This is a genomic window from Mammaliicoccus stepanovicii, from assembly GCF_002902525.1.
In the GTDB taxonomy this organism is placed as follows: Bacteria; Bacillota; Bacilli; order Staphylococcales; family Staphylococcaceae; genus Mammaliicoccus; species Mammaliicoccus stepanovicii.
In genome coordinates, this window is the sequence record NZ_PPQZ01000072.1 from 1 (window position 1) to 25,893 (window position 25,893).

The following is a 25,893-nucleotide window of genomic DNA, read 5'->3' on the forward strand; positions in this document are numbered from 1 at the left end:
ATTAGCCGATGGCAAAGAAACAGGAAAGACAATTACATTAAATGAAAGTAACAATTGGACACATACGTGGACAGACTTAGCAGAAAAAGCTAAAGGAAAAACAATTAGTTATTCAGTCAGAGAAAACAATAAGAAACAAAATTATAAGGTGACTGTAAATGATCGAAATATCGGTAATATGATGATTATCAATACATTAATAGATGATCAGCCAACACCTAAGAAACCAAAGCCAAATGAACCGAATAATTCAAATGATCTAAATAAACCAAAGCCAAATGATACAAATAAATCAGAACATAAAGGTCAGAACAAAGATAATAGTAGCAATGGTTTACCCCAAACAGGTGAAGCTATAGCTAAATCTTGGATTACTTGGGTTGCAATCTTATTATTAGTAGCGGGTATTTTTCTAATTAGAAGAAAGAGATAACCGTAAAATAGTGATATTTTATAGATATTAATTAAATTTAAAACCACTCAATTCATTGAACAAATGAATTGAGTGGTTTTTAGATTAAATAGATTCGACTTTAAATGTACAATATTTTATAAACCCGCTAACACACCACTAATATATACACCGAGTGCGAGTAATAAACCAAAGATAGTATTGGTCTTACCTGTAGCTGCCATAGCAGGCATCATAGTTTGTGGTGTATCATTTTTATTGAAGCGACGTACTGCTTTTATAGGGAACGGTATTGATATTAAAATAAGTAACCAGAATATCGATCCATATGATTTGAATAAAGCTAAGTAAATGACAAATACATATGAGAATATATAGAGTATTGCCATTACCATTAATGAAATACGTTTACCAAAAAGTATAGCGAACGTCTTTCTTCCACTTTGTTTGTCTTTTTCACGGTCTCTAATATTATTGGCTAAATTAATTAATCCAATTGTTATAGATACTGGGATACTTAATAATGCTGGGAAGAAACTGATTGTACCTGTTTGTATGTAGAATGAAATCATTACAATGACAAATCCCATAAAGAAACCGGCAAATATTTCGCCAAATGGTGTCCATGAGATAGGGTAAGGACCGCCAGTATATAAGTAACCAACTGCCATACATACTAAACCAATCGGTATAAGTAACCAAGTGCTCATCATACAAATGTATATACCAAGAAGCAGTGCAATAATATAAAATGCTATTGCGAGATTATAAACTGACTTTGGAGACATACCATTTCTAACGATGGCGCCCCCGATGCCAACCGACGTATGATCGTCTAATCCGCGTTTATAGTCAAAATATTCATTGAACATGTTAGTAGCTGCTTGAATTAATATACTTGCTAATAACATAGCGAATAAAACCGTAAGTTTGATTGTGGCTTCAGAACCCGTCAAGAAAATTCTTGAAGCTGCCGTGCCTAATAAAACCGGTACAAATGATGCTGTGAGGGTGTGTGGTCTCATAAGGTGATAATATTTTTTTAATCCAGAATGCGTTGATAAATTTTGTGCCATTGAAATACCTCTTATATTAATATTTTTGTCAGTATTAGTATATGCTTTAGAGTACAATTGGTCAATCTCTGTATTTGTGTAATATTATCACATATAATCTTTTATAAAAGTTCAATATATACGCATGTTATGTTAAAAAATGATAAAATGATTAGGTAGATATTTATCGGAAAGAAGTTGAAATGAAATGGCCTTGAGGACGGATTTGAAGCAAAAAATGATTTCTGAAATCAATGGGGATAAAAGTTATATTTCAGTTGAAATTGAGCTTCAATATCAACCGGATTTAATCCATTTATTAAAGAAAGAAATCAAATATGAAGGACAAAGGTTTTATTACAATTCTAAGAATCATCAATTAGAAATGTGTGGGATTGGTTACGTGCTACAAGCACGATACTCACATTTGAAATATGATGAGACATATGAATATTGGCAAAATGTCAAAGAACAACTAGAGAAACGTGTCTTTCATGGTGGGCAACACCATCTTAAATTTTTTGGAGGCTTCCAATTTTCTGAACATGCATTAACAAATGAATGGAAAGATTATGGTATGAGCCACTTTGTTTTACCAAAATTTTTAGTTACGATTGAAGATAATACATGTTATGTAACATATACAGAACAGAGTAAGCATTTTGATATTAACGAAATGGATGAATTTCTAAATCAACTAGAATCGAACAAGATAGTTATGGAAGAGAAAGAACAAGAAATCATGTCAAATAAAGATATTCAAAGTGAAGAATGGAAAGATTTGGTAACTAAAGTTGTTAATTTAATGAATGATTCTGTCGCACTTCAAAAAGTAGTTTTGTCGAGAAGAAGAAATATTATTTTTAAAAATAAAATCGATATAGAAGACGCATTGCAAAGATCATTAAACATAAATGAATCTAGTTATTTAATATTATTTGAATCAGGAAGCTCTCAATTTATATCTCAGACACCTGAACAATTATGTCAAATAGACAATGGGAAACTTTACACTAATGCTATTGCAGGCACGATTTTAAGAACACATGATGAACAAGAAAACCAAAAATTAAAGGAAACATTATTAAATGATTCAAAAAATTTGTTTGAACATAGATATGTTGTAGATAGTATTATTCATGATATTCAATCTTTTACTAAAAACTTGAATTATGAAAAAAAACCTACAATTTTAACGAACACCCATTTATATCATTTATATACTAATATACAAGCCGACTTATTATCTGAAAACGTATTGGAAATTGTGAATCAGCTACATCCAACGCCAGCATTAGGGGGATTTCCAAAATTAGAAGCAATTAAATTCATAGAGAATGAAGAATTTGGTACAAGAGGATTTTATGGTGCCCCTATTGGTTATATGGATTTAGATAATAATGGTGAATTTGTTGTATCTATCAGATCAATGTTAGTGAAAGATAATATGGCAACATTATATTCTGGATGTGGCGTAGTAAAAGATTCTAATGCTGATTCTGAATTTGAAGAAACAGATTTGAAATTTAAACCAATGTTAAAAGCACTAGGAGTGATGTAGATTTGAATACACATACAGAAAGTTTAACGAAACAAGTCTTTACGTTTGTTTCTAAATTATACGAACATGGTGTTGATGATGTAGTGATTAGTCCGGGATCTAGATCTACACCTTTAGCAATAGCATGTGAGAGACATCCACATATAAAGACTTGGATTCATCCGGATGAAAGAAGTGCGGCATTTTTTGCTATGGGTATAATCAAAGCTAGTCAAAAGCCAGTTGCTATTATTTGTACTTCAGGTACAGCTGCTTCAAATTATACACCTGCAGTCTCGGAATCATTTATTAGTAAATTACCACTTATCGTTGTGACAAGTGATAGACCACATGAACTTAGAAATGTTGGTGCACCACAAGCAATAAATCAAGTGAACATGTTCCAAAATTTCATTAAATTTCAAATTGATATGCCATTAGCAGATGAGACAGAAGGTACTATTAATGCTATTAATATGAATATGATTAAAGCAGAGAAACATTTTAATGGGCCTCAAAGAGGGCCGGTGCATTTTAATTTTCCATTTAGAGAACCTTTAATGCCTGATGTTAAATTAAGAAGATTCTTATCTTCTAAGCGAAAAACAGAAACTAAATATCAAAAATCAATTGATTTTACTAATATACAAACGTATATAGAAAAGCCGCGTGGCGTCATAATTGTTGGGGATACACAAGGACAAGATTTATCACAAATATTAACTTATTCTGCTATTCATAATATACCGATTTTGGCAGATCCGTTAAGTAATTTAAGAAGTTTGAACCATAATAATATTATTTCAACATATGATGCTTTATTTAAAGGTGGGCTTAGTATTGAGCCTCAATTTATCATAAGAGTTGGACAACCTGTTGTATCGAAACATTTAAATAATTGGTTGAAAGAAGTTAAATGTCCACAAATATTAGTTCAGAATAATGATACACCAGATGCTTATCCGAAAGTACCAACAATATCAGTTGAAATGAGCGCAAATGATTTCTTCAGACAAGCTCAAGATGTTACACCTACCCAAAATAAAAATTGGTTGGACAAATGGAAGACGATGGACCAAGAAGCAAGAAAATATATTGAAGCATATATTGAAGAAGAAACAGATGAAGGTGCAGTCGTAGGGAGTTTATTGAAAAAAATGACATCTAAAGACACACTATTTGTGGGAAATAGTATGCCAATTAGAGATGTAGATACATTTAATTTAAATTCTAAAGCAGAAATCGCAGCGAATAGAGGTGCAAATGGTATTGATGGTGTCGTTTCTACAGCTTTAGGTATGGCTATTTATAAAAAAGTCACACTACTTATTGGAGATGTTTCATTCTTCCATGATATGAACGGCTTAATAATGAGTAAACTGCATGATTTAGATATTACAATTATATGCTTAAATAATAATGGTGGAGGCATATTTAATTACTTATCACCTAAAGAAGAAGCGCCAGAACACTTTGAAAAATTATTTGGAACGCCACTCGATTTAGATTTTCAACATGTAGCGCATTTATATGAATTAGGTTATGAAAAATATAATGATGTCGCAGAGTATAAACGCCAAACCTTACCACAATTTGGTTCATACTTATATGAAATAATGACAAATCGTGAAGAAAATACTGAAACCCATCAAGCGCTTTTTGGAAAAATGAAAGGGATTCAATATGTTAACACATTACGTTAATGATATTGACCACAATAAGCCAACTGTAATATTGTTACATGGTTTTATAAGTGATCATACAACATTCCATTTAATTATAGATAATATTTATAAACAAAATATTAATGTCATAACGATTGATTTGCCAGGTCATGGAAAAGACCATTCTACACATGATGTCACTTGGGATATGGCTTATATATCTAAAGAAATTGTAGAAATTATAGATTATTATAAATTAAGTAATGTATATTTACATGGCTATTCAATGGGTGGACGAGTAGCACTTAGTGTCGCAGTAGAATACCCCAACAAATTAAATGGTCTAATACTTGAGAGTGCGAGTCCAGGTATAAGCAATCTAAATGAAAAATTAAATAGAATTGAATTAGATAACATAAGAGCTGAAAAGATTAAATCGATAGGGATAGAAGCATTTGTTGACGAATGGTCTAAAATGCCATTATTTGATAGTCAGTTATCTTTATCAGATGTTGAGAAGAATAGAATTAAACAAATGAGATTATCTCAATCTCCAGAGGGTTTAGCCAAATCATTAACAGATTATGGAACGGGTAATCAACCATCAAATTGGAAAGCGTTGCACCAATTAAATATACCAACTTGTATCTTAGTTGGTGAATATGATGAGAAATTCATTAATATTGGACAGAAGATGAAACAATACATTAATAATAGTGAATTTCACATTGTAAATCGTGCAGGTCATACAATTCATGTGGAACAACCTGAAAAGTTTGATACAATAATAATAGATTTCATTTTAGGAGGCAAATTATGTCAAGACAATGGGAAACTTTAAAAGAGTATAAAGAAATTAAGTATGAATTTTTCGAAGGTATTGCGAAAATAACAATAAATCGTCCTGAAGTACGTAATGCATTTACACCATTAACAGTACAAGAGATGATTGATGCATTCTCTAGAGCACGTGATGATCAAAGAGTTGGATCAATTATATTAACTGGTGAAGGTGATTTAGCATTCTGTTCAGGTGGAGATCAATCTGTTCGTGGTCATGGTGGATACGTTGGTGAAGATCAAATACCTAGATTGAATGTATTAGATTTACAAAGACTAATTCGTGTTATACCTAAACCAGTAGTAGCAATGGTTAGAGGTTATGCTATCGGTGGTGGACACGTACTTCATATCGTATGTGACCTTACAATTGCTGCAGAAAATGCTAGATTTGGACAAACTGGACCAAAAGTAGGATCATTTGATGCTGGATATGGTTCTGGTTATTTAGCAAGAATAGTTGGACATAAGAAAGCTCGTGAAATATGGTTCTTATGCCGTCAATATGATGCTCAAGAAGCAATTGATATGGGCTTAGTAAATACAGTTGTACCATTAGATAAGATTGAAGACGAGACAGTCCAATGGTGTAAAGAAATGATGCAACATTCACCAACTGCTTTACGCTTCTTAAAAGCAGCTATGAATGCTGATACAGATGGATTAGCTGGTTTACAACAGTTTGCTGGAGATGCAACATTACTATATTATACTTCAGATGAAGCAAAAGAAGGCCGTGATGCGTTTAAAGAAAAACGTCAGCCTGATTTTGATCAATTTCCAAAGTTCCCATAATATAAATATCATGTGTTAGTCAATATGAACGCAATACACAAACAGGTGAATGGGATATAAATACCCATTCTTAAATAAAGAAAGCTAATCCAACATATTTTGGATTAGCTTTTTTTATTCTATTTTGCTAGATTCGTTAGCGCGCTCTTATTACATAAAAAAACCGGAACAAATTTGTCCCGGGTTCTTATATATAGTCGAAATTATAATATTTATAATAAATGGTTCTTAATTACATGCTCGATAATAAATGGTATTTCTTCGAATGCACTTTTAACATGAATACGTTCAGTTACTTGATGGGCGTCTTTACCGATAGGTCCTATATTAATAACAGGTGCACTGATCGCTTTGATATCTTCAAAAGGAATTTTGTATGAATGATTAAATACAGGCGTTTGATCAACGTAACTTTGAAAGCCATCATCATCTAGTCTATATTTAGCATAACTTAAATCACTTATCCCGTTAAAGAAATATTGTCTTTTAGAAGTTCTATTAAACTGTTTAAGAGAAACTTTACTAACAGTATTTACAATGTTGTCTATAAATGGATCTTCTGATGAATGAGCAGCTGGATAATAAGGCGGTGCAAAGAAAGTCACAACTGTTGGACCTAAACCTTTCATTATTTGCATGAAGCGGTCAGTGATTTCTATCGATTGGGCTCTTTTATCAGGAATTTGATCAATGATTTGTTTAATAATCATATCTATATGATCTTCTCCAAATTCATCAATGGCCATATTTTTTAATTCATTATAAGTCATAACATTGATATTTATTTCTCTATTTAATCCTTCATCATTTACGATTTCTTGATATGCATGAGCACATTGATGAACTGCTTTATGTACAACTTCATTGAATATTGTAAATACTTGTTTAGCATTTCTATTAAATAAGAAAACGTTATATAACGCAATTGATCGAAATGGTGTTTGAACATCATAATGCTGTTTAATATCTCTACTCATTAAAGATACAGGTAATGGTGTGACTTCATCTTTGTAATGTTCTTTAAATAGCTTAGAATATTCCATCTCTTTATTAATAAAACTTTGAATATAATTCGAACTTATACCATTCATTGGTTGACCAACATGCGTCTCTTTACCATAACAAAGAACAGAGGGCATGATTTTACCGATGGTTCCAGAATAGATATAATGATTTGAATCATTTTCAGCTTGTGAAAATGTAGGTTCACTATTTAAATGTAATACGATATCTAAATGATCTTCTTGTCTTAATTGGTTCAGCTTCTCTACAGCTTTGTGCATACCTTTCGATTCAACCTCTTCATCAGGTACAGATATAACAATTATGTTGATGTCCCATAATTCATGTATAGCTTTCTCAATTAATGACATATGTATCATAAGTCCTGGTTTCATATCCATTGAACCACGTCCAAATAGATAATCACCATTCTTGATGTCGTCTTTCGCATCTGATGTTAAGAATTTATCATCTTGTCTGAAGATTTTTGTGATTTCATCCATATCGAATGCATGAGATGAATATTCACTAAAATCATCAATACCTACAGTATCAAAGTGACTTATACAAACTAAAGTTTTCTTTGATGTAGGTGCTTTATAATAAGCAAGAACAGCATGACGCCCATCCCCAGTTGGTTGTAACATGACTTGTTCTTCATTTTGTTTAAAGTAATTCAGCTTTAAGTATTGCTCTTTTAGAAAATAGGGAAAAGTTTTTTCACCTTCTGAATGTGTTATTGAATCGTGTTTTACTAATGATTTTAATAAATTTTCCTTTTCTTCTGCTGTCTGCCATAATAAAGTCATTAATTTTCAGCCCCTTAAAATAATTCTTGTATCATTTTTTCTAATCTATTTAGTCCTATCTCTAATGATTCAATATCATAAGCATATGATATTCGAATATAGCCTTTACCTAAATGTGTAAATGCTGATCCTGGTACAATCGCAACGTGATAATCTTCTAATGCTTTCATACAAAATTCATAATCATCTATACCAAATTGCGAAATTTTTGGAAAAATATAAAAAGCACCTTGTGGCATTTCATCTATGATAAAGCCCATGTTGATAAGTCGTTCATATACATAATCTCTTCGTTTGATATATGCTTTATTCATTTCTTTAGGTGAATCAATCGAATGCGTTAACGCTTCAATCGCAGCATATTGACTTGGAACATTTGCGCAAATACAGTTATAAGCATGGACAAATGTAAGTTGCTTCATAAGATATTCTGGACCTAATAAGAATCCTATACGGAGTCCAGTCATTGAATGCGACTTACTTAAACCACCCAATAATATACATTGATCTTTAATGGATTCGTAAGATGCAAATGACGTATGAGATTGTTGGAAAGTATTTTCAGCATAAATTTCATCACTTATAATAAAAATAGGATATTCCTTTAATACATCAACAATTGCCGTTACCTCATCTTTATTTAAAATAATACCTGTTGGATTATTAGGATAATTTAATAAAATTGCTTTAGTTTTTGATGTGATATGTTTTTTAATTAATTCGGGTGTTATTTTTAAATGAGTATGGGTAGTATCTATATAAACAGGTGTAGCACCTAGTAGCTCAATTAAAGGTACGTACCCAGCGTAAACAGGTGAAGGAATCAACACTTCATCACCTTGTTCGATAATACCGCGTAAAGCCGTATCTAATGCCTCGCTAGCACCATTTGTTATTAGAATTTCATTCGTATTAAAATGTGCACTAAAACGTGTTTCATAATACGTTTTAACAACTTCTCTTAATTGGATTAATCCAGCATTATGAGAATATGACGTAAAATTATGATCGATTGCTTCTTTCATGGCGTCCTTAACACGTTGTGGAACATGAAAATCAGGTTGTCCAACAGTTAAGTTTATTACATCATCAATTTCAGGTATTCGGTTTGAGATTGCTCTAATACCAGATACTTTAAGTTGAGACGCAAATTTATTTAATGGTAATTGCATTTTACTTCACCTCTTCAAAACGATATTTTCATTATAACTTTAAAAACATAACAAAGAAATGAATATAGCAAAAATTTTGAAAACGTATTACAATAAGGAGAAGATTACAATAATAGGGGATGAATACATGGTAGATTTAACTAAAATGAATCAACATCTTAGATTGTTATTATCTTTAAATATATTTGATTGGTTACCACATCCGACGTTTGTGTTAGTTCAAAACAATAATGAACAATGGATGGTTACATTTGAAGAAGATGCCATTCGTGTTTGTAGAGCAGAAGAACAATTACAACATTTTCATAGATATTATTTCGGAGAAGATAATCGACTTATAAAAAACTCGCAATTTCATATAAAATTTAAACCAAAGTCAGATTTATCATTTGATGAGAGAAAATTTGTGTCTGATTTCATGCAGCCATCAGAAAAATGTGAAAATCCAATCTTATTCATTCAAGCTGAAACACCATATACACAAGAGTGGGTAGATTATTTAACATATTTACTAAGCGCATGTTATGAGGTATTAGAAACACTTCATAATCAGAACCACGAACTAGCACCTGTTACGCATAAGCAAGTTCAAATTCCTGCATATTTATTAAATAGTGATGATAAATATATCGGAACGATTCCTTACGAATCTTTAATAAGATAAAGAGTTTACAATAGTAAATGTCTGAGGAAATTTAAAAAGTAGAAATTCATTTTGAATATGAATTTCTACTTTTTCTAATTTATATAGCCCACAAACGACTTAGAAAAAAGTAAAGCCCAAGTGGGAGTAGACAAGCGCCATAGAACAAAACAAAAAAGAAAGAAAGAACCTCTAACATTTAAGTTATTGGTTCTTTCTTTTTGAAATTTAATTAAATTTTATTTCTTTTTGGGTGGTTTTTTTAAGTCAACAATGGGACTTGCATAATGTTTGACGATATCACTACTAAAGAAATAAACGATTACTATTGTAATTAAAATGACTGCTACCCATACGTAAGGTTGATTTAGAAGCATTGTATCCCATTCTTTAGAACGGAATAATCCAACAAATAAACCATGTAATAAGTAAATAAACATTGTACGTGAACCTATATATGTTAATGGTAACTTTCTTTCAGGTATGAGGTTCATAAAGCTCAATGTTGATGCAAATATAACGACATAAATAAACAGTCGTTTGAATGCACTATAAATATCAGCTTCACCATCTAATTCAGAGTATGGTTTACTCCCGAATAACCATTCAAAATTATAATCAGTGAAGTAATATGCTATAAATATCACAGTTAAACATATAGTAGACATCCATAAATGTTTTTTATTTCTTAAAATAAATGATTGTTCTTTATTTATATAATAGCCTAATAAGAAGATAGGGAAGAACACAAATGTTCTTGATAAACTTAACTTTTCATCTATAAAATCAAAATAGCCTACACCTAATCCTATTATAATGGATATTATAAATGTCATATATGGATTGAAGTTTCTCACAAAATGCAAAATAATGTGCCATGAGAATAAGCTGACTAAAAACCACATTGCCCATTGTGGATCAAATGGACTTATATTTAATGTATCATCACGATCAATGTAATAATAATATAACCCATAAAATACTTGGAATATGATATATGGAATTAAGAGTTTTATGGTAATTTTTTTTATGTAACCAGGTCTTCCGACACCTTTCGCAAAAAAGCCGGATATAAGTACAAAAGCAGGCATATGAAAACTATAAATAAACATATAAATTGCTTTAAAAATATGACTCTCATTAACATATGATCTTGTTAAATGACCAAACACAACTAATACTATTAAGAAAAATCTAGCGTTATCAAAATAATGGTCTCTTTCTTTCTCTTTTGTCATAAAATGTGCTCCTCTAAATCTATAATCTACTTATTCCCGCGAACTAGATTATAAGTTAAATATGGGCAAAGTACAACTAATTATTCATAATAATACTGTGCAATAAAAATTGAACCAATATCAAATTTTTGATATTGGTTCGTTATCAATTTAATTTAAAACTTACGATTTATATTGATCGATGTCATAGTATTGTCCGTCAGATTGAATTTGAGTATAGAAATCACTAATTCGTATAGCGTTAGATTTCGCAAAATCTACGCCTGTTGCATATTGATGGACACCTGGATTTTGTGGATTGAATCTCATTTTATAAAGTGTATTTTGTCCAGCTTTAATATAATTTTTTGAAATAAACTGAGCACCACCTAATATTGCTTTTGCAGGTGAGTTCCATCCAGCTTGTTGTGCGTATTTAATGCCACCATATAAAGCGTTATTATCTACTGCGCCAATTCCAAACATATTATAGTATTTTGTCTTAGCTTTTAAATCCACTTTTCCTTTAGAATCAATTGCACCACCATTAGCTAATTTACTAGTACCATTTCCTGATTCTAATAATGCATGTGAAATTAAGTAAATTTCATTAATTCCAACTGCTTTTGCTGCTTGGCTAAATGCTGATCCTTGATTTTCTAAAATACCTTTACCTCGAAGTAGTTGATTTAGCTTATCAACAGATATATTCTGAGATTTGTTTAAATCTAAGAATTGATATTTTTGAACTGGATCGTTGACATATTTAGTCGTATCCATTGCATCACGTACTTCAGCTTTAGTAGCTTTTCGGACGCCACTTGTTAATACTTTTTTAGGTTCAGCACCATTTTTTAATGCCATTTGTTTAGCAAGTGCTTGATCTAAAGTATAAGGACTTTTAGTAACTTTAGTAGATTCATTTACTACTTGTAAATGTTTAGCGTTAATCCAAACTGTTTTACCATTTAAAATACCTTTATACCATAATTCATTTCCAACTTTTTGAGATGAGGTAACTTTAAAGTACGCATTTTGATAATTTTTTAAAGAACCTAATAAATTATTTTTAGATACACTTGGATTACTATAGAAATAACCGTTTATATCAAAGATTACATAGTTTTGATAAGCTTCCGTCATCGCAACTGGTTTTGAATTTACAGTATTAGCTTTAACTGATGTTGTTTGTTTAGGTTTAGTTGTAGTTGGTTTGCTAATTGATTTTGGTTTAGAAGCTGTTTGTAATTGTACATCTTGAGCTTTAACCCAACCAAGCGGCACTTGACGATTGTCTTGTAATAAATAGAAAACTTGATTGTTATAAGTTGATTGTTTTCCAATTTTATATGATTTTCCTGCTTTATCTAAGGCAGGAACTGATTTGTTGTTATATACAGAAGTATATACGCCAGAAATGTTTTTATTAACGGTTCCTACATAATTAACATTTGTTGTTTTTGGAACACTATTTTTTACGGTTTTAGGTTGAGCAGGTGTCTGTAATTTAACGTCATTAGACTTAACCCAACCAAGTGGTGTGCCTTTGTTATCTTGTAATAAGTAGAAAACTTGTTTATTATATGTCGCTTGTTTACCGATATTAAATGTTTTACCAGCTTTAGTAGCAGCAGATTTAGCTGTCTTATCAGTAACGGTGCTATAAATACCTTGTGTGTTTTTATTAACTGTTCCAACATATTTAACTGCTTGAGTTGTAATTGGACTCGTAGCAGGTTTAGCTGCCGGCTTAGGTTTAGCAACAGGTTTAGGTGCAGGTTTAACTGCTGGTTTAGGTTTAGCAACAGGCTTAGGTGCAGGTTTAACTACAGGTTTAGTAGTAGGTTTTGCATTAGATTGTAATTTAACGTCATTAGACTTAACCCAACCAAGTGGCGTACCTTTATTATCTTGTAATAAGTAGAAAATTTGATTATTAAAAGTCGCTTGTTTACCGATATTAAATGTTTTTCCTGCTTTTGAGGCAGCAGATTTAGCAACTTTGTCAGTAACAGTACTATAAACGCCGTTTGTATTGACGTTAACAGTTCCAACATAATTGACTACTTTAGTTGTAATAGGACTAGTCACTGGTTTAGTTGTCGGACTAGGTTTAGTAACAACTGGCTTAGGTTTAGTAACGACAGGTTTAGGTTTAGTAACAACCGGCTTAGTAGGTGTAGTCACTTTATTAGTTTTGCTGTAATATTTTTCACCAACTAATTCTACTAGTTCATCAAAAGTATAGTTGTTTTCAGCAAACCAACCGTAAGGATCACTATGATTTGTTCCTCCAAGGAATTTTGAAATAGCATCATGTGACCATAATGTACCTTTACCATCGTATTCAGCACTATCAAGTGGTAAGCCGTAATATACAAGGTTTGTAGCTAAATAATCAGCGTAATTGTTAATAGAACGAGCAAATCTATCCCCACCGTAGACACGTACTAATTCAACATGAATGAATCTAGGGTTTGCTTGAGCACCAGCTCCCCAAGCTAAATAGTCAGTTGGCGCAACTTCGATAATGTTTTTATCATCTACGAATGCATGTACAAATGCACTTTCGTAATTATTCTTCATATAAGCAATTTCGCCTTGAATAGTAGAATTTGGATTTGCAGTTTCATGTGCAATAATCCCTTCAGGCTTACCAACACCATTTCGGTAAGGAATTTTTGGAATATGACTTGAAAAATCTTCTACATATTTAGGAACAGTATAGTTATTGTTACGAATTTGATTATTTATAGTTGATGAAACAGCTGCTTTATAGGCTCTTGGTGCCGCTGAAATCATTTTTCGCTTAGGTGTAGACACTAATCTTCTAGCTGTAGTTGTGCTTTCAGACGATACTACATTATCATCAGCATTCACATCAGAAGTAGGTTGCTTAACGTCTTGATTGTCTTGATTAGCAACATCTTTGTTGTCATCAGCATTAGTAGCGTTATCTACGTTATCAACGTTCACATCAGAAGCAGGTTGTTTAACGTCTTGATCGTCATTGTTGTCATCGTTTTTAACAGTGTTATCTGCGTCCACATCAGAAGCAGGTTGCTTAACGTCTTGATCATCATTGACAGGAACGTCATTGTTGTCATCGTTTTTAACAGTGTTATCTGCGTCTACATCAGAAGTAGGTTGTTGAACGTCTTGACTGTCTTGACTAACAACATCTTTGTTGTCTTCAGTCTTAGTAGTGTTATCTACGTTATCAGCAATCACATCAGAAGTAGGTTGTTGAACGTCTTGACTGTCTTGACTAACAACATCTTTGTTGTCTTCAGTCTTAGTAGTGTTATCTACGTTATCAACGTTCACATCAGAAGTAGGTTGTTGAACGTCTTGATTGTCATTGACAGCAATATCTTTGTTGTCAGTAGTATTAGTAGTGTTATCTACGTTATCAGCAATCTCATCAGAAGCTGGTTGTTGAACATCTACAATTGAAGGATCTTTATATTCTTTACTACCAGTTATATTTAATGATTGATTCTGTAATTCTTTTTTCTCATTTTGAATTTGTTTTGCATTGTCATGTTGATCAATGATATTTTTATTATCATTGTTTACAGTTTCCTCTGCATTTGCCTGATGTGAAATGAGTGTAGTGCCTGCTAGAGTCATTGCAACGAGTGCTGGCGTTTTATAATAGAATTTTTTGTCCATGAACAATCTCCTTTGTTTAGGTATTATTATTTAATAACAGTATAATGCCAATTTAAAAGAATTGTTCTAAAATTTCTAATTTGTAATGTAACTTTAATATTTGATATATATAGGAATTCTTAAGTAAATATTAATTTCATACGGTAATGTGGAATGTTTTCTTCTAAAAATTCTTCGCCTTCAATTTCATATCCTAACTTCTCATAAAATGTTCGTGCATGTGATTGTCCGTTTAAAACAGTTCCAATATATCCTTCGGTTTTTGCTGCGTTATTGATGAAAGACATTATTTGATTTCCATATCCATGTTTTCTATATTCTTTTAAAATTGCGACACGTTCTACTTTCGCAAACCCATCTTTGTATGTACGAAATCTACCAACACCTGCCGGAAATTGATCATGATATAGAATGATATGTTTGGATGTGTCTTCAAATTCATCAATTTCTGCATCGATTGAAACACCTTGTTCTGCTACAAATACTTTTTTTCTTATATTTAGGGCATCTTGCATTTCTTTATTATTTTCTACTAATTTAATTTTCATATTTATTCCTCCAGTATTTTAAATTAGCTTATTATAAAAAAGTGATTTTATAAATAAAAAAGCATCCAAAAACTAAATCTTACGATTTGTTTAAGGATACTTTTATAAATTATAAAGCTTCTCTTCTAACAATTGCTGTATATTGCCAAAATAGTCTTAGCTGATGAATGTTCCAATGTGTTATACCCATTGTATATCCACTAGGTGTAAAGATTTGTATTTGGCTCGTTTCAAGTGCAGCTGCAACAAGATATTGAAAATGAACACTAAGTGATTTCATTTCTTCAGTTAAACCTGTTTCAGTATATACCCATGAAAAAGGAAGTGGGTTATCAAAAATATTAATAACATTGAATATTTCTGGTATAGCAATCACATAACAGGCGCCATCTATAATAGGATCACTGTTTGCTTGACTGTAATAAAGAATCAATGCTTCATAATTTTCTCTATGCTGATGATTAACATAGTATAAGTGGTTTCTTAAATGTGATAAGTCCCCAGATTCAACTATTTGTTGTTCTAATGCATCAAACATTGAGTTGATTTGTTCATATTTTTCATATGTTTTACGTTTCCCCATTTTATACCTCCTTTACTAGTAGGTTTCAATACTCGGTTGTTGTTCATTTGGAATACCGCTTTGTGCTTCATTACCTTGTGCTTGCTGTGGTACTTCTTGAGATGGTGCTTCTTGCGGAACCTCAGCGGACGGTTCAGGTTGTTGAACAGATGGTTGCTCACTCGGTTGTTGAACAGATTCTTGACTATCTGGCTCAATTGCTGGTTCAACTGTATCTGCACTGTCCGATTTATTAATTTGTCCGTTACCTTGTTTTAAACTTTTTTTGGTAACTTCTATATATGGCATTAAATCTCCATATGTTTGCGTCATTAGATAATTCATAAACTGTTTTTTGTTAGTTTTAGGTAAGTCCAAGTCTTTTCTTAATTTATTAGATAGTTTAACAAGGTTTTCTAAATCTGGATTAAAGAAATAGGAACCGTTAAAGTTGGCATCAGTACCAGTGACTTGTTCTGTTTTAATTGTTACTATGCTGGAAGAATATGATGTTGCTAATGTTTGAATATCTTCAAAACTCAAATTATGTTTAGCATTTTTACCAACTATCTTAACTAAGTCATCTAATTTATTAATTGAATTTGTTTTTTGAGCTTTCTTGATGATTGCTTTAATCATTTGCATTTGTCGTTTACCACGTTCTAAATCTGAATCTTGTTTTCTAGAACGTACAACTGCAAGTGCTTCATCACCGCTTAAATTATGTTTACCTTTTTTAACTTTGATTCGACCTTTATCTTCCGTATTAGGTTCGTCTAAGTTGAAAGGTACATCATATTCTATTCCACCAAGTTCATCAACGACTTCAACAAAAGCTTCCATATTGATACGTGCATAGTAATCAACGGGTACATTTAATGTAGATTCAACACTTTCCATTGAACCTTTAGGACCATCGATTGCATGTGCATGTGTAATTTTGTCGTAATATTTAACTGCTGGAATATAACTTAAAGTATCTCGAGGAATACTAACCATTCTTATTTGTTTCTTATCTCTATTAAACGTTGTATAGATCATTGCGTCAGTACGTGATTGATTGGCTTTTTGTCCACCTTTACGACGTGAATTACTATCGTCCACACCTAAGAAAAGCACGGAAACATGATCTAAGCTAGGGTCTACTGGTTTGTCTCTTAAGGATGATTTGCTTTTTTTAGAATCAAGAAACGAATCATTAATCGCACCCTTAGTCTCCAGATAAAGCATTAACCCAAATACAACTGGAAGAATCATGAGTATTACTGACATCAAAAGTAAGACTATCTTTGGGAATCTCTTCATATTATATATTGACCTTTCCATTTGTATTATTATCGTACATTAAAAAAATTTACATATACTACATCATATATGATTATACAAGTAAAATTCAACAATTTAAATGAAATTAGCTTTTTTGTCTAAATATATTCAATGTTAATTTGTTGTAAAATTTATAGAAATGGTGTAAATTATAGGGAAGAATGTGAGGTGATACAAATGGCAAAAGTACTTGAAAGAGATTTATCAAGTGTAAGAGAGCAAGTTGTCTTAAAGCAAAATAATCCGTATGATGTAATAAAACCGCAAACGATTAATGTGCTCGGTTTGCCATTTGCGAACCTAACGGCAAATGACATGGTTGATCGCATTAAATATTTTGTTAATCAAGAAACGGTTGATAATATGTTTATTGTAACAGCTAATCCAGAAATTGCACATTATGCTTACCATAATAATCATTATCAAAGACGCATTAAACATGCTGATTATATTGTGCCAGATGGTATTGGTATAGTTAAAGCTGCAAATTATTTGAATACACCATTGAAAGAACGTATTCCTGGCATAGAATTAATGGAAGAAATGTTGAATATTGCAAACGCTAGCAACAAACGCGTATTTTTATTAGGCTCTTCTAAAGAAGGGGTTAAAGAAACTAAGCATATACTAGCGCAACAATATCCAAATATTACATTTGATTATAAACATGGTTATAAACATGTACTTGACCATAAAGTTACAAAGAAAATCAAAGCCTTTAATCCAGATTTCATCTTTGTTGCTATGGGATTCCCTAAGCAAGAAGATTGGATATATTATAATAGACATCACTTTGAACATACTGTGATGATGGGTGTAGGTGGTTCATTTGATGTTATGAGTGGCAACGTCAAACGTGCACCAGATTTATTTAGAAAGTTAAATCTTGAATGGTTTTATAGAATCATTACAGATTTAAAGAGGTTAAATCGAGCATTGAAGATTCTATTATTCTTAAAGGAAGTACAATTTCAAAAAGCAACTTCATCTAAGAAAAATAAATTTGATTATATGAAACATCGTTAAGCAACGACTTGATAAATAATAAAAAGGATCCCGACTTGGGATCCTTTTTATTATTTATAGAAAAATCTAGTTTTATCAATTTCATCTTTGAATGCTTTTTTGTCATGAGCAGATTTTTGGTTGAATTCTTTTAAAAATTCTTGATATTGAGGAAGCACTTCTTCATTAGAACCAAATGCTTTTAATTTACCGCCTTCAATCCAAGCAATTTTAGTACAGAAATCTTTAACTTGTCCGATATTATGACTAACAAAGAATATTGTTTTGCCAGCTTCTTTAAACTGATTCATTTTGTCTAAACTTTTTTTTGTGAAAGTTTGGTCACCAACAGATAAAGCTTCATCGATAACTAGTATGTCTGGATTGACCATAACATTTATAGCGAAGCCTAGTTTAGATTTCATACCACTTGAATATTTCTTTACTGGTTGATATATAAACTCGCCCAATTCAGAGAATTCAATAATTTCAGGTGTTAGTTCTTTAATTTCTTTCTTTGTGAAACCAAGGAGTAACATCTTATATTCTATATTATCTATTCCGTTTAATTGCGTGTTTAAACCGGAGTTAATGGCAATAACATTAACATCACCGTGTCGTTCAATCGTTCCACTCGAAGGTTGAAGTGAACCTCCGATAATATTACTTAATGTTGATTTACCAGACCCGTTAATTCCAACTAGGCCAATAATATCGCCTTCGTATGCTGTAAATGAAATATCTGTAAGCGCATGGAATCTCTTAGATTTATGGCGTGGCAAGAAGACGTCTTTCAGTCTTTCTTTGTTAGTACGGAAGATTTTATATTCTTTTGTTAGTTTATGTATAACAACTGATTCCTTCATAGTTAATCCATTCCTTAAAATTATTAGCATTACTATTATGCATTATTTTTTCAGTTTAGTAAATTTATTGTAAATTCTTTGATTATCATGTAAATTATATATGTTCTATATTTATTAGTTTTATCGTTATAAATATATCATCTATACTAAATTGATGCTATATTTATGATTAAGGTTATAAATGACTAAACGAGAGAGTGATTTCCATGAATGCTGTATTTACAGTGATAAAAGAGCACTTTAAAAACTTTTATTTAATACAAAGATTAGCGCAGTTTCAATTAAAGATTTCAAATCATGATAATTACCTTGGTTTAGCTTGGGAATTGATTAATCCTGTATTACAAATTTTTGTATATTGGTTTGCTTTTGGTGTCGGAATAAGACAGAACAAACCAATTGATGATGTACCATTTATATTTTGGCTACTTGTCGGAATAAGTGCTTGGTTCTTTGTGAATCAAGGAATATTGGAAGGAACGAAATCAATAGGTACAAGATTCAATCAAGTTGCAAAGATGAATTTTCCTTTATCCGCAATACCTGCTTATATTTTAACAAGTAAATTTTATGGTCATCTAGTCTTAACTTTCGTAATTGTTATTATTTGTATGACTACTGGAATTTTTCCATCATTGTATCTTTTACAGTTATTGATATATATGCCAATGTTATATGCCTTCGCATATTCTGTATCAATGTTAACATCAACTTTAGGTGTGTTAATTCGTGATACACAAATGGCAATGCAAGCAATTTTAAGAATGCTCTTTTATTTATCACCAATACTATGGATTCCAGATAAAGGATCAATAGTTGAAATGATTATGAAATTTAATCCAGTATACTTTTATGCTGAATCATATAGGGCAGCGATTTTATATGATAATATTTACTTATTAGAACATTGGAAGTTGGCATTATATAACGTTAGTATAATAGCATTATTCTTTGTTATAGGTTCTATCTTACACATGAAATTTAGACAAAGATTTGCAGATTTTCTATAAAATGATAATAAAAGAGCCTGTGGCATATACGATGTCTCAGGCTCGTTTTATAAATGCGTAAGATAGGAAGTGGAAAAATGGCGAGAAACATCGTAAAAGGTATATATATTTTATTGTTATTTTTAATAAACAAAATGTTTAAACATAAGATAGATTCTCATAATGTTGTTGTTTTTATGACATTTAAGGAAGATGTATTACCTGTAATTGAAGCACTTAAAGAAGAAAAATATCATATCACGATAATTGCTCATCCAAAGTGGATTGACTTTGCTCATGAGTTACAAGTCGATAAAGTTATAAACTTGAAAAATAAATATATTATCCAACAAATTAAAGCAATTAAATCTAGTAAAACTGTGATTATCGATACGTATTATTTACTGTTAGGCGGTATCACAAAAGCTAACAATCAAACCGTTATTCAAACTTGGCATGCTGCAGGTGCAACAAAACAATTCGGTTTAGAAGATAAAAGTGTCGATATACATAATGAGAAACTCATTAAAAATTATTTAAAGGTATATCACTTTACTGACTACTATTTAGTAAGTTCAAATATTATGAAACAGATTTTCATTCGGAGTTTAGATGCTAAAGAAAGTCAAATGTTGCCATTTGGACTTCCAAGACTTGATCATTACAAAAATATAAAGCCTGTTAACCATAATAAGAAAATAGCACTTTATCTACCGACTTATAGAGACTATACAAACCAAATTCATACAATTAATAAAGAAGAGTTTGAACGAGCATGTCCTGAATTTGAATTAATTACAAAGTTACATCCGAGTATTTCAAATCACATGTCAGATGATCGCAACACTCAAGATTTAATTGAGGTAGCTGACCTCATTATTACGGATTATAGTTCGTTAAGTATAGAAGCATCATTACTTGATAAGACAATTATTTTCTATAGTTTTGATGAAGAAATATACAATCAAAAAAGAGGTTTGAATCAATATTATTATGAAATGACTGAAACAAATAAAGCCTATGATGTACAGACTTTATATCAATTAGTTAACCATAATAAGATTAATGAAAATATTAAACAAATGTGGCATGAATATACTAATTTTAATGCTACTGAACAATTAATTAAATTTATTAAAGAAGGAGATTGTAAAGATGAAAGTTAGTGTAATTATTCCGGTTTATAATGCCGAAGAAACCATAACTGAAACAATAGCATCGATTCATTCTCAACATTCTCACGAAATTATTTGTATTAATGATGGTTCTAAAGATAATAGTTCAACAGTTATTAGTAATTTAAATCATCCTAATGTCGTTCTAGTCAATCGTGAAAATAAAGGAGCAGCTGCATCAAGAAATGAAGGTATTAGTTTAGCACAAGGCGAGTACATTATGTTTTGTGATGCTGATGATAAACTTGGTGATAACATTATCGATAACATGATCAAAGAGATTGAAACATACAATACTGACATAGTCGTAGGTCAAGTTCATCATTTAATTGGAGAAAAAGTTTATCCTATTTCTACTTATAAAGATTTAAAAGCAGTACATGTTACAGATTTAAACAGTACACCTGAAGTAATTCAATCAATAGGACCATACGGTAAACTGTATAAAAAGTCTAAACTAGAAAATATTAGATTTGATGAAGATATAACGTTCTGCGAAGAACATACGTTTAATTTAAAAGCATGGGTAAATAGCAATATTTCAGTAATTGATGATTTAGCCTATTTATATAACATTGGTATAGAGGATTCAATTGTTGCAAGTAGTTATAAAAATATAACTAAATATTTAAGTGACGGCGCTAAAGTGAGAAGTAGGTCTCTTGAAATTTTGAAAGACTTAGATCAAAATGTTAGTGATTATTATAGTTATAGAATGGATAAATTAATTATATTCTATCTCATTAGAAATAATTATCTAAAGGTTAATAATATGAAGTCGTTATTGGACAGTGCAGTGTTATATTTAGATGTTATTAACAATATTAATACTACTAGTGCGAAAGAATTAAAAACACTCGTTCTAACGATATCAACGGTAGAAGGATATGATCAGTTTAAACAAATAGCAATGAAACTAGAAATTCCATCAGATAAGAAGACATATAGACAATATCAATTAAATGCTCAAAAACTAAAACTAAAAATGAAACTACGAAATATGAAAAATAAAAGCAAGAAAATATCACATTAATCAAAAGAGGCCAGGACAAATCATGTCCTAGCCTCTTATTTAAATATATTTTAGGTAAAGTATTAACTATAATAGACAAACAATAAAACAAAGCGAGTCTAAGAAGCAAGAATGTTGAATCTAGCATAATAGGAGAGTTCTAAGTGGCAAGACTGATTAATCTAGCAAAATAGCAAAAAAACGTAAAGCTTCTAGGATTGCAGAAGCTTTACGTTTTTATTTTTATTTTTGTTTTAATTCTTGATGAAGAATTTGTTTGTAAATATACTTCAACATATTCTCGGTATTACTTTTATAAGGTTGGTATAACTGATTACTCGCTATCGTAACGATATATTCATCGTTAGAATAAGTCACGATATCATTAGCGAAGAATATGCCTCTATATCGTTCGTAGTCTTTAAATTTATAAAATCCATATCTATATGATGAAGGATAATAGCCCTGATCAGGTAATGATAATAAATTTTGCGTAGATGTTTTTGATACAAGCTTATTCTCTTTAAATTTCGAGACGAGTTGTGCCATATCATGTGTAGAGATATAAACATTTCCTGCACCATCATATTTATCTAAATTGTTAGGCTGTATATAAATATTTTGGTTATTTATATTTTTATAACCACTTACAAAGTACTTTTCATGACTTTTTGAATCATAATTTGAAGTGTATTTTAAGTTTGCTTTATTAATGATGCGATGTTTCAAATTATATTCAAATGATTTATGTGTAACGTTCTCGATAACCTTAGCTAAAGTAATGTAATTAGCATCATTATATTGGTAGGTACGATAATGCGAAGGTACGATACCTGTACTTTTAATGGTACGTATTGAACTATCTAAACCAAACTGAGACCAATCTGGCTTGAATTTAGCTAAACCACTTTGATGTAACATTAAATCTCTAAGTGTAAGTGGATAATTTAATTGAAAGTCAGGAATATATTTATTCACATTGTCATCGAGATTGAGTTTGCCTTCTTCTTCTAATTGTCTAAGCATAATTCCTGTGAGGAATTTATTTGCTGATCCTATTAAATACATCGAATGGTTATCATTCTTTATGTTATTCTCAAAATTTTTGAAACCATATGATTCATCCATAATGAGTTTGTTTTTCCTGAAAATCGTTATATTACCATTAAAATGATTTGATTTTAAAAATTCATCAACATTTAGTTTTGTTTGCTTATCTAATGGCTCGTTATTGTCTATATTGTCGAGAGGTTTGACTTTAGATGTTACTTGATGAGTTGGTTGATCTTGCAAGGGTAATTTCACTTTAAATATACAGAATGAAATTACACATGTAATACTGATAAATAATAGAAATAGAATTAATTTTTTCATATGTCACTCCTGATGTTCTTACAATTAAATACTTTTATTCAATTAATTTACAGTATTGACTAATAAAAAGAACACAGTATTTGTGTTCTAATCAGTACCATAAAGTTCCTTCTTAATTTGAGTTGTAGAAATACCTTCAGTTCTCTTAAGGTAAATGACTTCGCATTCATCTTTCAAGAAATCAAACTCGCCTTCCCAATCATGACCCATAAGGAAAGTATCGACATTGTAGTTTTTAACATCTTCTGTCTTTTGTTCCCAACCATTCTCAGGTATAACTAAATCAACATATCTAATAGATTCTAGCATCATCTTACGTTGTTCATAGTTATAGTAAGATTTCTTGTTCTTTAGTTTGTTGAACTCGTCTGTAGATAAAGCAACAATTAGATAGTCGCCATATTGCTTTGCTCGTCTTAAAAGTTCGATATGGCCATAATGTAATAAATCATATGTACCATAAGTAATTACTCTACGCATATTATCTTCACCTCTTTAACTTATATAGTAAAGCTTAATATATAAACAAATCAATGTAAACAAATTGTATTAATTGTAAAGAAAATGTATAAGCTATTATATAAACTCTGAAGCTATTTGTACAGTAGAAAGTATATTCATTAAGGTAATAAAGCGTTTTTATTTTTAATAATATTAGTGTATCATCATATACAAATATGAAATATCTGTATATTTAAAAAAATACACTTTATTGAGGAAGGAAACTTTCAACATTATGGAAGAAAAATTATTTTTAATGACCGAACAGTCATTTAAAGAAACAATTTCATTTTTTAGTAAACAAGATCAAGTTGATAAAGAAGATCGGGAACAATTATATGATTATTTGGAGAAAGTACTCAATCCACAGTTTCCATTTAAATTCGATTTTATTCTTCAAAATAAACAAGTGCTGTCCAATATATTAATAAAGTTGAATTATCAAGTGTCTAAAAAAAGTATCTTCAAATCACTGGAAATTAATGCCATAAAAAAATATAATTTTAAACAGGCATACAAAATATCTAGAGTCAGAAGGTTTATGAGTTCATTAAAGTCTAAATATTATGTTTCAAATATATTTAGTGAAAAAGTAAAAAACATTGTGATATATGAATCATTTAATGGCAAATCATTTTCTGATTCACCTAAGATGATTTATAACGAATTATCAAAAAGGCGAGCAGACTATAGACATGTAGTCGTAACGAATAATGAAAAATTAAAAAATACATTATCAAAGCAAGGTATAGAAACTGTAGATAAAAACACAAAAGCATATTTTAAATTGTATAATCAATCAAAAGTATGGATAGCCAATACAAGAATATCTCCACAGGTTTATAAGAAAAAATCTCAAATTTTCATTCAAACTTGGCATGGTACGCCGTTAAAGAAATTAGCTAATGACCAAACAGTGATATCCATTCCAGAGGTGACATTAGAAGAGTATCTATATGGATTTAATAAAGAGACAAGTAGATGGGATTATTTGTTGTCTCCAAGTAAAACTGCTACTTCAAGGTTTAAAACAGCGTTTAATTTACCTGAATCGCACATATTAACACTTGGATATCCACGAAATGATGATTTAATAAATTATAATAATTCGATACATATTAAACAATTAAAAGAAAAACATAATGTTCCATTTAATAAGAAAGTGATACTTTATGCGCCAACTTGGCGTGATAATGACCGTGTAGATATCGGCCAATATAATTTTAAATTAAAGTTAGATTTAGATTATTTTGAAGAAAACCTAAGTGATGACTATATTTTAATAATTAGGGCACACTATTTAGTATCAAATGCATTAAATTTAGAAAGTTATAACAGTGTCTATGATTTATCAAAAGCTGAAGATATAAATGAATTGTTTTTAATCAGTGATATTTTAATAACGGACTATTCTTCTGTATATTTCGACTTTGCAAACTTAGAAAGACCAATATTATTCTTTGCCTACGATAAAGAAAGTTATGCAAATGATATAAGAGGCTTTTATGTACCTTATGAATCTGATTTACCTGGACCGATATTTAGTAATAGTCATAAATTATTTTCATTTATCAAAAATGAAAATTATCAAGCCATTCCTAATTCGCAACAATACAAGCAATTTAACAAAGTATACAATGAATTAGATGACGGTAAAGCGACAAGTAGAGTGGTAGATAGAATCATACAAATTCTATAAAATGGAGAGATA

Annotated in this window: 21 protein-coding genes and 1 pseudogene; 11 read left to right on the plus strand and 11 right to left on the minus strand. The window is 30.6% G+C overall.

Annotated elements, in window-relative coordinates; all coding sequences use genetic code 11:
• Positions 1-433 (plus strand): Cna B-type domain-containing protein (locus CD111_RS09560; protein WP_142380951.1); only part of this gene is annotated, 433 nt, incomplete at its 5' end.
• A gap of 116 nt (positions 434-549) precedes the next feature.
• Here CD111_RS09560 and CD111_RS09565 read toward each other — a convergent pair.
• On the minus strand, positions 550-1,488 hold the full coding sequence (locus tag CD111_RS09565; RefSeq protein ID WP_095088807.1) for a 1,4-dihydroxy-2-naphthoate polyprenyltransferase: 939 nt from the start codon (positions 1,486-1,488) through the stop codon (positions 550-552).
• Positions 1,489-1,675: 187 nt separating this feature from the next.
• Between CD111_RS09565 and CD111_RS09570 the strand changes: the two genes are divergently transcribed.
• From CD111_RS09570 to menB, 4 genes are read left to right on the plus strand one after another with little or no spacing between them, the layout of a single operon-like run.
• The gene (locus tag CD111_RS09570; RefSeq protein WP_095088805.1) at positions 1,676-3,028 is read left to right on the plus strand and encodes an isochorismate synthase; all 1,353 of its coding nucleotides are present in this window, start codon (positions 1,676-1,678) and stop codon (positions 3,026-3,028) included.
• A 2-nt stretch (positions 3,029-3,030) separates the two neighbouring features.
• Positions 3,031-4,710 (plus strand): 2-succinyl-5-enolpyruvyl-6-hydroxy-3-cyclohexene-1-carboxylic-acid synthase, encoded by a 1,680-nt coding sequence (gene menD, locus CD111_RS09575; protein WP_095088803.1) that lies wholly within the window; start codon positions 3,031-3,033, stop codon positions 4,708-4,710.
• Complete coding sequence (menH, locus tag CD111_RS09580; protein WP_095088801.1) at positions 4,691-5,512, plus strand: 2-succinyl-6-hydroxy-2,4-cyclohexadiene-1-carboxylate synthase; 822 nt, start codon at positions 4,691-4,693, stop codon at positions 5,510-5,512. Before menD ends, menH begins: the two co-directional genes overlap by 20 nt.
• A complete protein-coding gene (gene menB / locus CD111_RS09585; protein WP_188350591.1) occupies positions 5,485-6,306 on the plus strand; it encodes a 1,4-dihydroxy-2-naphthoyl-CoA synthase in 822 nt (273 codons plus the stop codon). Before menH ends, menB begins: the two co-directional genes overlap by 28 nt.
• A gap of 212 nt (positions 6,307-6,518) precedes the next feature.
• On the opposite strand, the gene CD111_RS09590 is transcribed toward menB, so the two are convergent.
• Together CD111_RS09590 and CD111_RS09595 are read right to left on the minus strand one after the other, a co-directional pair.
• Positions 6,519-8,117: a M20/M25/M40 family metallo-hydrolase gene (locus CD111_RS09590; protein WP_095088797.1), complete on the minus strand. Its 1,599-nt coding sequence runs from the start codon at positions 8,115-8,117 to the stop codon at positions 6,519-6,521.
• A gap of 14 nt (positions 8,118-8,131) precedes the next feature.
• Entirely contained in the window at positions 8,132-9,289 is a 1,158-nt protein-coding gene (locus CD111_RS09595; protein WP_095088795.1) for an aminotransferase class I/II-fold pyridoxal phosphate-dependent enzyme, read from the minus strand.
• Positions 9,290-9,416: 127 nt separating this feature from the next.
• Here CD111_RS09595 and CD111_RS09600 point away from each other — a divergent pair, with 127 nt between their 5' ends.
• A complete protein-coding gene (locus tag CD111_RS09600; protein WP_095088793.1) occupies positions 9,417-9,953 on the plus strand; it encodes a hypothetical protein in 537 nt (178 codons plus the stop codon).
• 218 nt (positions 9,954-10,171) lie between these two features.
• Here the strand turns inward: CD111_RS09600 and CD111_RS09605 are convergent, their stop codons facing one another.
• The 5 genes and pseudogenes from CD111_RS09605 to CD111_RS09625 all read right to left on the minus strand — a co-directional run bounded on the left by CD111_RS09605 (position 10,172) and on the right by CD111_RS09625 (position 17,239).
• Positions 10,172-11,170: an acyltransferase family protein gene (locus CD111_RS09605; protein ID WP_095088791.1), complete on the minus strand. Its 999-nt coding sequence runs from the start codon at positions 11,168-11,170 to the stop codon at positions 10,172-10,174.
• A 162-nt stretch (positions 11,171-11,332) separates the two neighbouring features.
• Positions 11,333-13,996: pseudogene (locus CD111_RS09610) on the minus strand (GW dipeptide domain-containing protein); the annotation flags it as partial.
• Between the two features lie 947 nt (positions 13,997-14,943).
• Complete coding sequence (locus CD111_RS09615; protein ID WP_095088788.1) at positions 14,944-15,372, minus strand: GNAT family N-acetyltransferase; 429 nt, start codon at positions 15,370-15,372, stop codon at positions 14,944-14,946.
• Positions 15,373-15,481: 109 nt separating this feature from the next.
• On the minus strand, positions 15,482-15,955 hold the full coding sequence (locus CD111_RS09620) for a DUF2538 family protein (RefSeq protein WP_095088787.1): 474 nt from the start codon (positions 15,953-15,955) through the stop codon (positions 15,482-15,484).
• Positions 15,956-15,970: 15 nt separating this feature from the next.
• The gene (locus CD111_RS09625; protein WP_095088784.1) at positions 15,971-17,239 is read right to left on the minus strand and encodes an LCP family protein; all 1,269 of its coding nucleotides are present in this window, start codon (positions 17,237-17,239) and stop codon (positions 15,971-15,973) included.
• 198 nt (positions 17,240-17,437) lie between these two features.
• On the opposite strand from CD111_RS09625, the gene CD111_RS09630 reads away from it, so the two are divergent.
• Positions 17,438-18,286, plus strand: a complete 849-nt coding sequence (locus CD111_RS09630; protein WP_095088782.1) for a WecB/TagA/CpsF family glycosyltransferase — start codon at positions 17,438-17,440, stop codon at positions 18,284-18,286.
• Between the two features lie 50 nt (positions 18,287-18,336).
• On the opposite strand, the gene tagH is transcribed toward CD111_RS09630, so the two are convergent.
• Positions 18,337-19,131, minus strand: coding sequence for a teichoic acids export ABC transporter ATP-binding subunit TagH (gene tagH / locus CD111_RS09635; RefSeq protein ID WP_095088780.1), 795 nt, complete (start codon positions 19,129-19,131; stop codon positions 18,337-18,339).
• Positions 19,132-19,337: 206 nt separating this feature from the next.
• Here tagH and CD111_RS09640 point away from each other — a divergent pair, with 206 nt between their 5' ends.
• The 3 genes from CD111_RS09640 to CD111_RS09650 all read left to right on the plus strand — a co-directional run bounded on the left by CD111_RS09640 (position 19,338) and on the right by CD111_RS09650 (position 22,328).
• Positions 19,338-20,141: an ABC transporter permease gene (locus tag CD111_RS09640; RefSeq protein WP_095088778.1), complete on the plus strand. Its 804-nt coding sequence runs from the start codon at positions 19,338-19,340 to the stop codon at positions 20,139-20,141.
• 77 nt (positions 20,142-20,218) lie between these two features.
• On the plus strand, positions 20,219-21,286 hold the full coding sequence (locus tag CD111_RS09645) for a CDP-glycerol glycerophosphotransferase family protein (RefSeq protein WP_158245692.1): 1,068 nt from the start codon (positions 20,219-20,221) through the stop codon (positions 21,284-21,286).
• Positions 21,276-22,328, plus strand: a complete 1,053-nt coding sequence (locus CD111_RS09650) for a glycosyltransferase family 2 protein (protein WP_095088776.1) — start codon at positions 21,276-21,278, stop codon at positions 22,326-22,328. Before CD111_RS09645 ends, CD111_RS09650 begins: the two co-directional genes overlap by 11 nt.
• A gap of 222 nt (positions 22,329-22,550) precedes the next feature.
• On the opposite strand, the gene CD111_RS09655 is transcribed toward CD111_RS09650, so the two are convergent.
• Together CD111_RS09655 and tagD are read right to left on the minus strand one after the other, a co-directional pair.
• Positions 22,551-23,681, minus strand: a complete 1,131-nt coding sequence (locus tag CD111_RS09655; RefSeq protein WP_095088775.1) for a serine hydrolase domain-containing protein — start codon at positions 23,679-23,681, stop codon at positions 22,551-22,553.
• Between the two features lie 87 nt (positions 23,682-23,768).
• Entirely contained in the window at positions 23,769-24,161 is a 393-nt protein-coding gene (tagD, locus tag CD111_RS09660; protein WP_095088774.1) for a glycerol-3-phosphate cytidylyltransferase, read from the minus strand.
• 256 nt (positions 24,162-24,417) lie between these two features.
• Here tagD and CD111_RS09665 point away from each other — a divergent pair, with 256 nt between their 5' ends.
• The gene (locus tag CD111_RS09665) at positions 24,418-25,881 is read left to right on the plus strand and encodes a CDP-glycerol glycerophosphotransferase family protein (protein WP_095088773.1); all 1,464 of its coding nucleotides are present in this window, start codon (positions 24,418-24,420) and stop codon (positions 25,879-25,881) included.
• The last annotated feature ends 12 nt before the right edge of the window (positions 25,882-25,893 follow it).

What these genes read in the sequence shown, in the direction of transcription:
- CD111_RS09605 (WP_095088791.1), bottom strand. Translation starts at nt 11,170, where the DNA reads ATGACAAAAGAGAAAGAAAGAGACCATTATTTTGATAACGCTAGATTT.
- CD111_RS09620 (WP_095088787.1), bottom strand. Translation starts at nt 15,955, where the DNA reads ATGGGGAAACGTAAAACATATGAAAAATATGAACAAATCAACTCAATG.
- CD111_RS09570 (WP_095088805.1), top strand. Translation starts at nt 1,676, where the DNA reads ATGGCCTTGAGGACGGATTTGAAGCAAAAAATGATTTCTGAAATCAAT.
- CD111_RS09595 (WP_095088795.1), bottom strand. Translation starts at nt 9,289, where the DNA reads ATGCAATTACCATTAAATAAATTTGCGTCTCAACTTAAAGTATCTGGT.
- CD111_RS09600 (WP_095088793.1), top strand. Translation starts at nt 9,417, where the DNA reads ATGGTAGATTTAACTAAAATGAATCAACATCTTAGATTGTTATTATCT.
- CD111_RS09650 (WP_095088776.1), top strand. Translation starts at nt 21,276, where the DNA reads ATGAAAGTTAGTGTAATTATTCCGGTTTATAATGCCGAAGAAACCATA.
- CD111_RS09655 (WP_095088775.1), bottom strand. Translation starts at nt 23,681, where the DNA reads ATGAAAAAATTAATTCTATTTCTATTATTTATCAGTATTACATGTGTA.
- CD111_RS09590 (WP_095088797.1), bottom strand. Translation starts at nt 8,117, where the DNA reads ATGACTTTATTATGGCAGACAGCAGAAGAAAAGGAAAATTTATTAAAA.
- menH (WP_095088801.1), top strand. Translation starts at nt 4,691, where the DNA reads ATGTTAACACATTACGTTAATGATATTGACCACAATAAGCCAACTGTA.
- CD111_RS09615 (WP_095088788.1), bottom strand. Translation starts at nt 15,372, where the DNA reads ATGAAAATTAAATTAGTAGAAAATAATAAAGAAATGCAAGATGCCCTA.
- CD111_RS09665 (WP_095088773.1), top strand. Translation starts at nt 24,418, where the DNA reads ATGGAAGAAAAATTATTTTTAATGACCGAACAGTCATTTAAAGAAACA.
- CD111_RS09645 (WP_158245692.1), top strand. Translation starts at nt 20,219, where the DNA reads ATGGCGAGAAACATCGTAAAAGGTATATATATTTTATTGTTATTTTTA.
- CD111_RS09565 (WP_095088807.1), bottom strand. Translation starts at nt 1,488, where the DNA reads ATGGCACAAAATTTATCAACGCATTCTGGATTAAAAAAATATTATCAC.
- CD111_RS09625 (WP_095088784.1), bottom strand. Translation starts at nt 17,239, where the DNA reads ATGAAGAGATTCCCAAAGATAGTCTTACTTTTGATGTCAGTAATACTC.
- CD111_RS09640 (WP_095088778.1), top strand. Translation starts at nt 19,338, where the DNA reads ATGAATGCTGTATTTACAGTGATAAAAGAGCACTTTAAAAACTTTTAT.
- tagH (WP_095088780.1), bottom strand. Translation starts at nt 19,131, where the DNA reads ATGAAGGAATCAGTTGTTATACATAAACTAACAAAAGAATATAAAATC.
- tagD (WP_095088774.1), bottom strand. Translation starts at nt 24,161, where the DNA reads ATGCGTAGAGTAATTACTTATGGTACATATGATTTATTACATTATGGC.
- CD111_RS09630 (WP_095088782.1), top strand. Translation starts at nt 17,438, where the DNA reads ATGGCAAAAGTACTTGAAAGAGATTTATCAAGTGTAAGAGAGCAAGTT.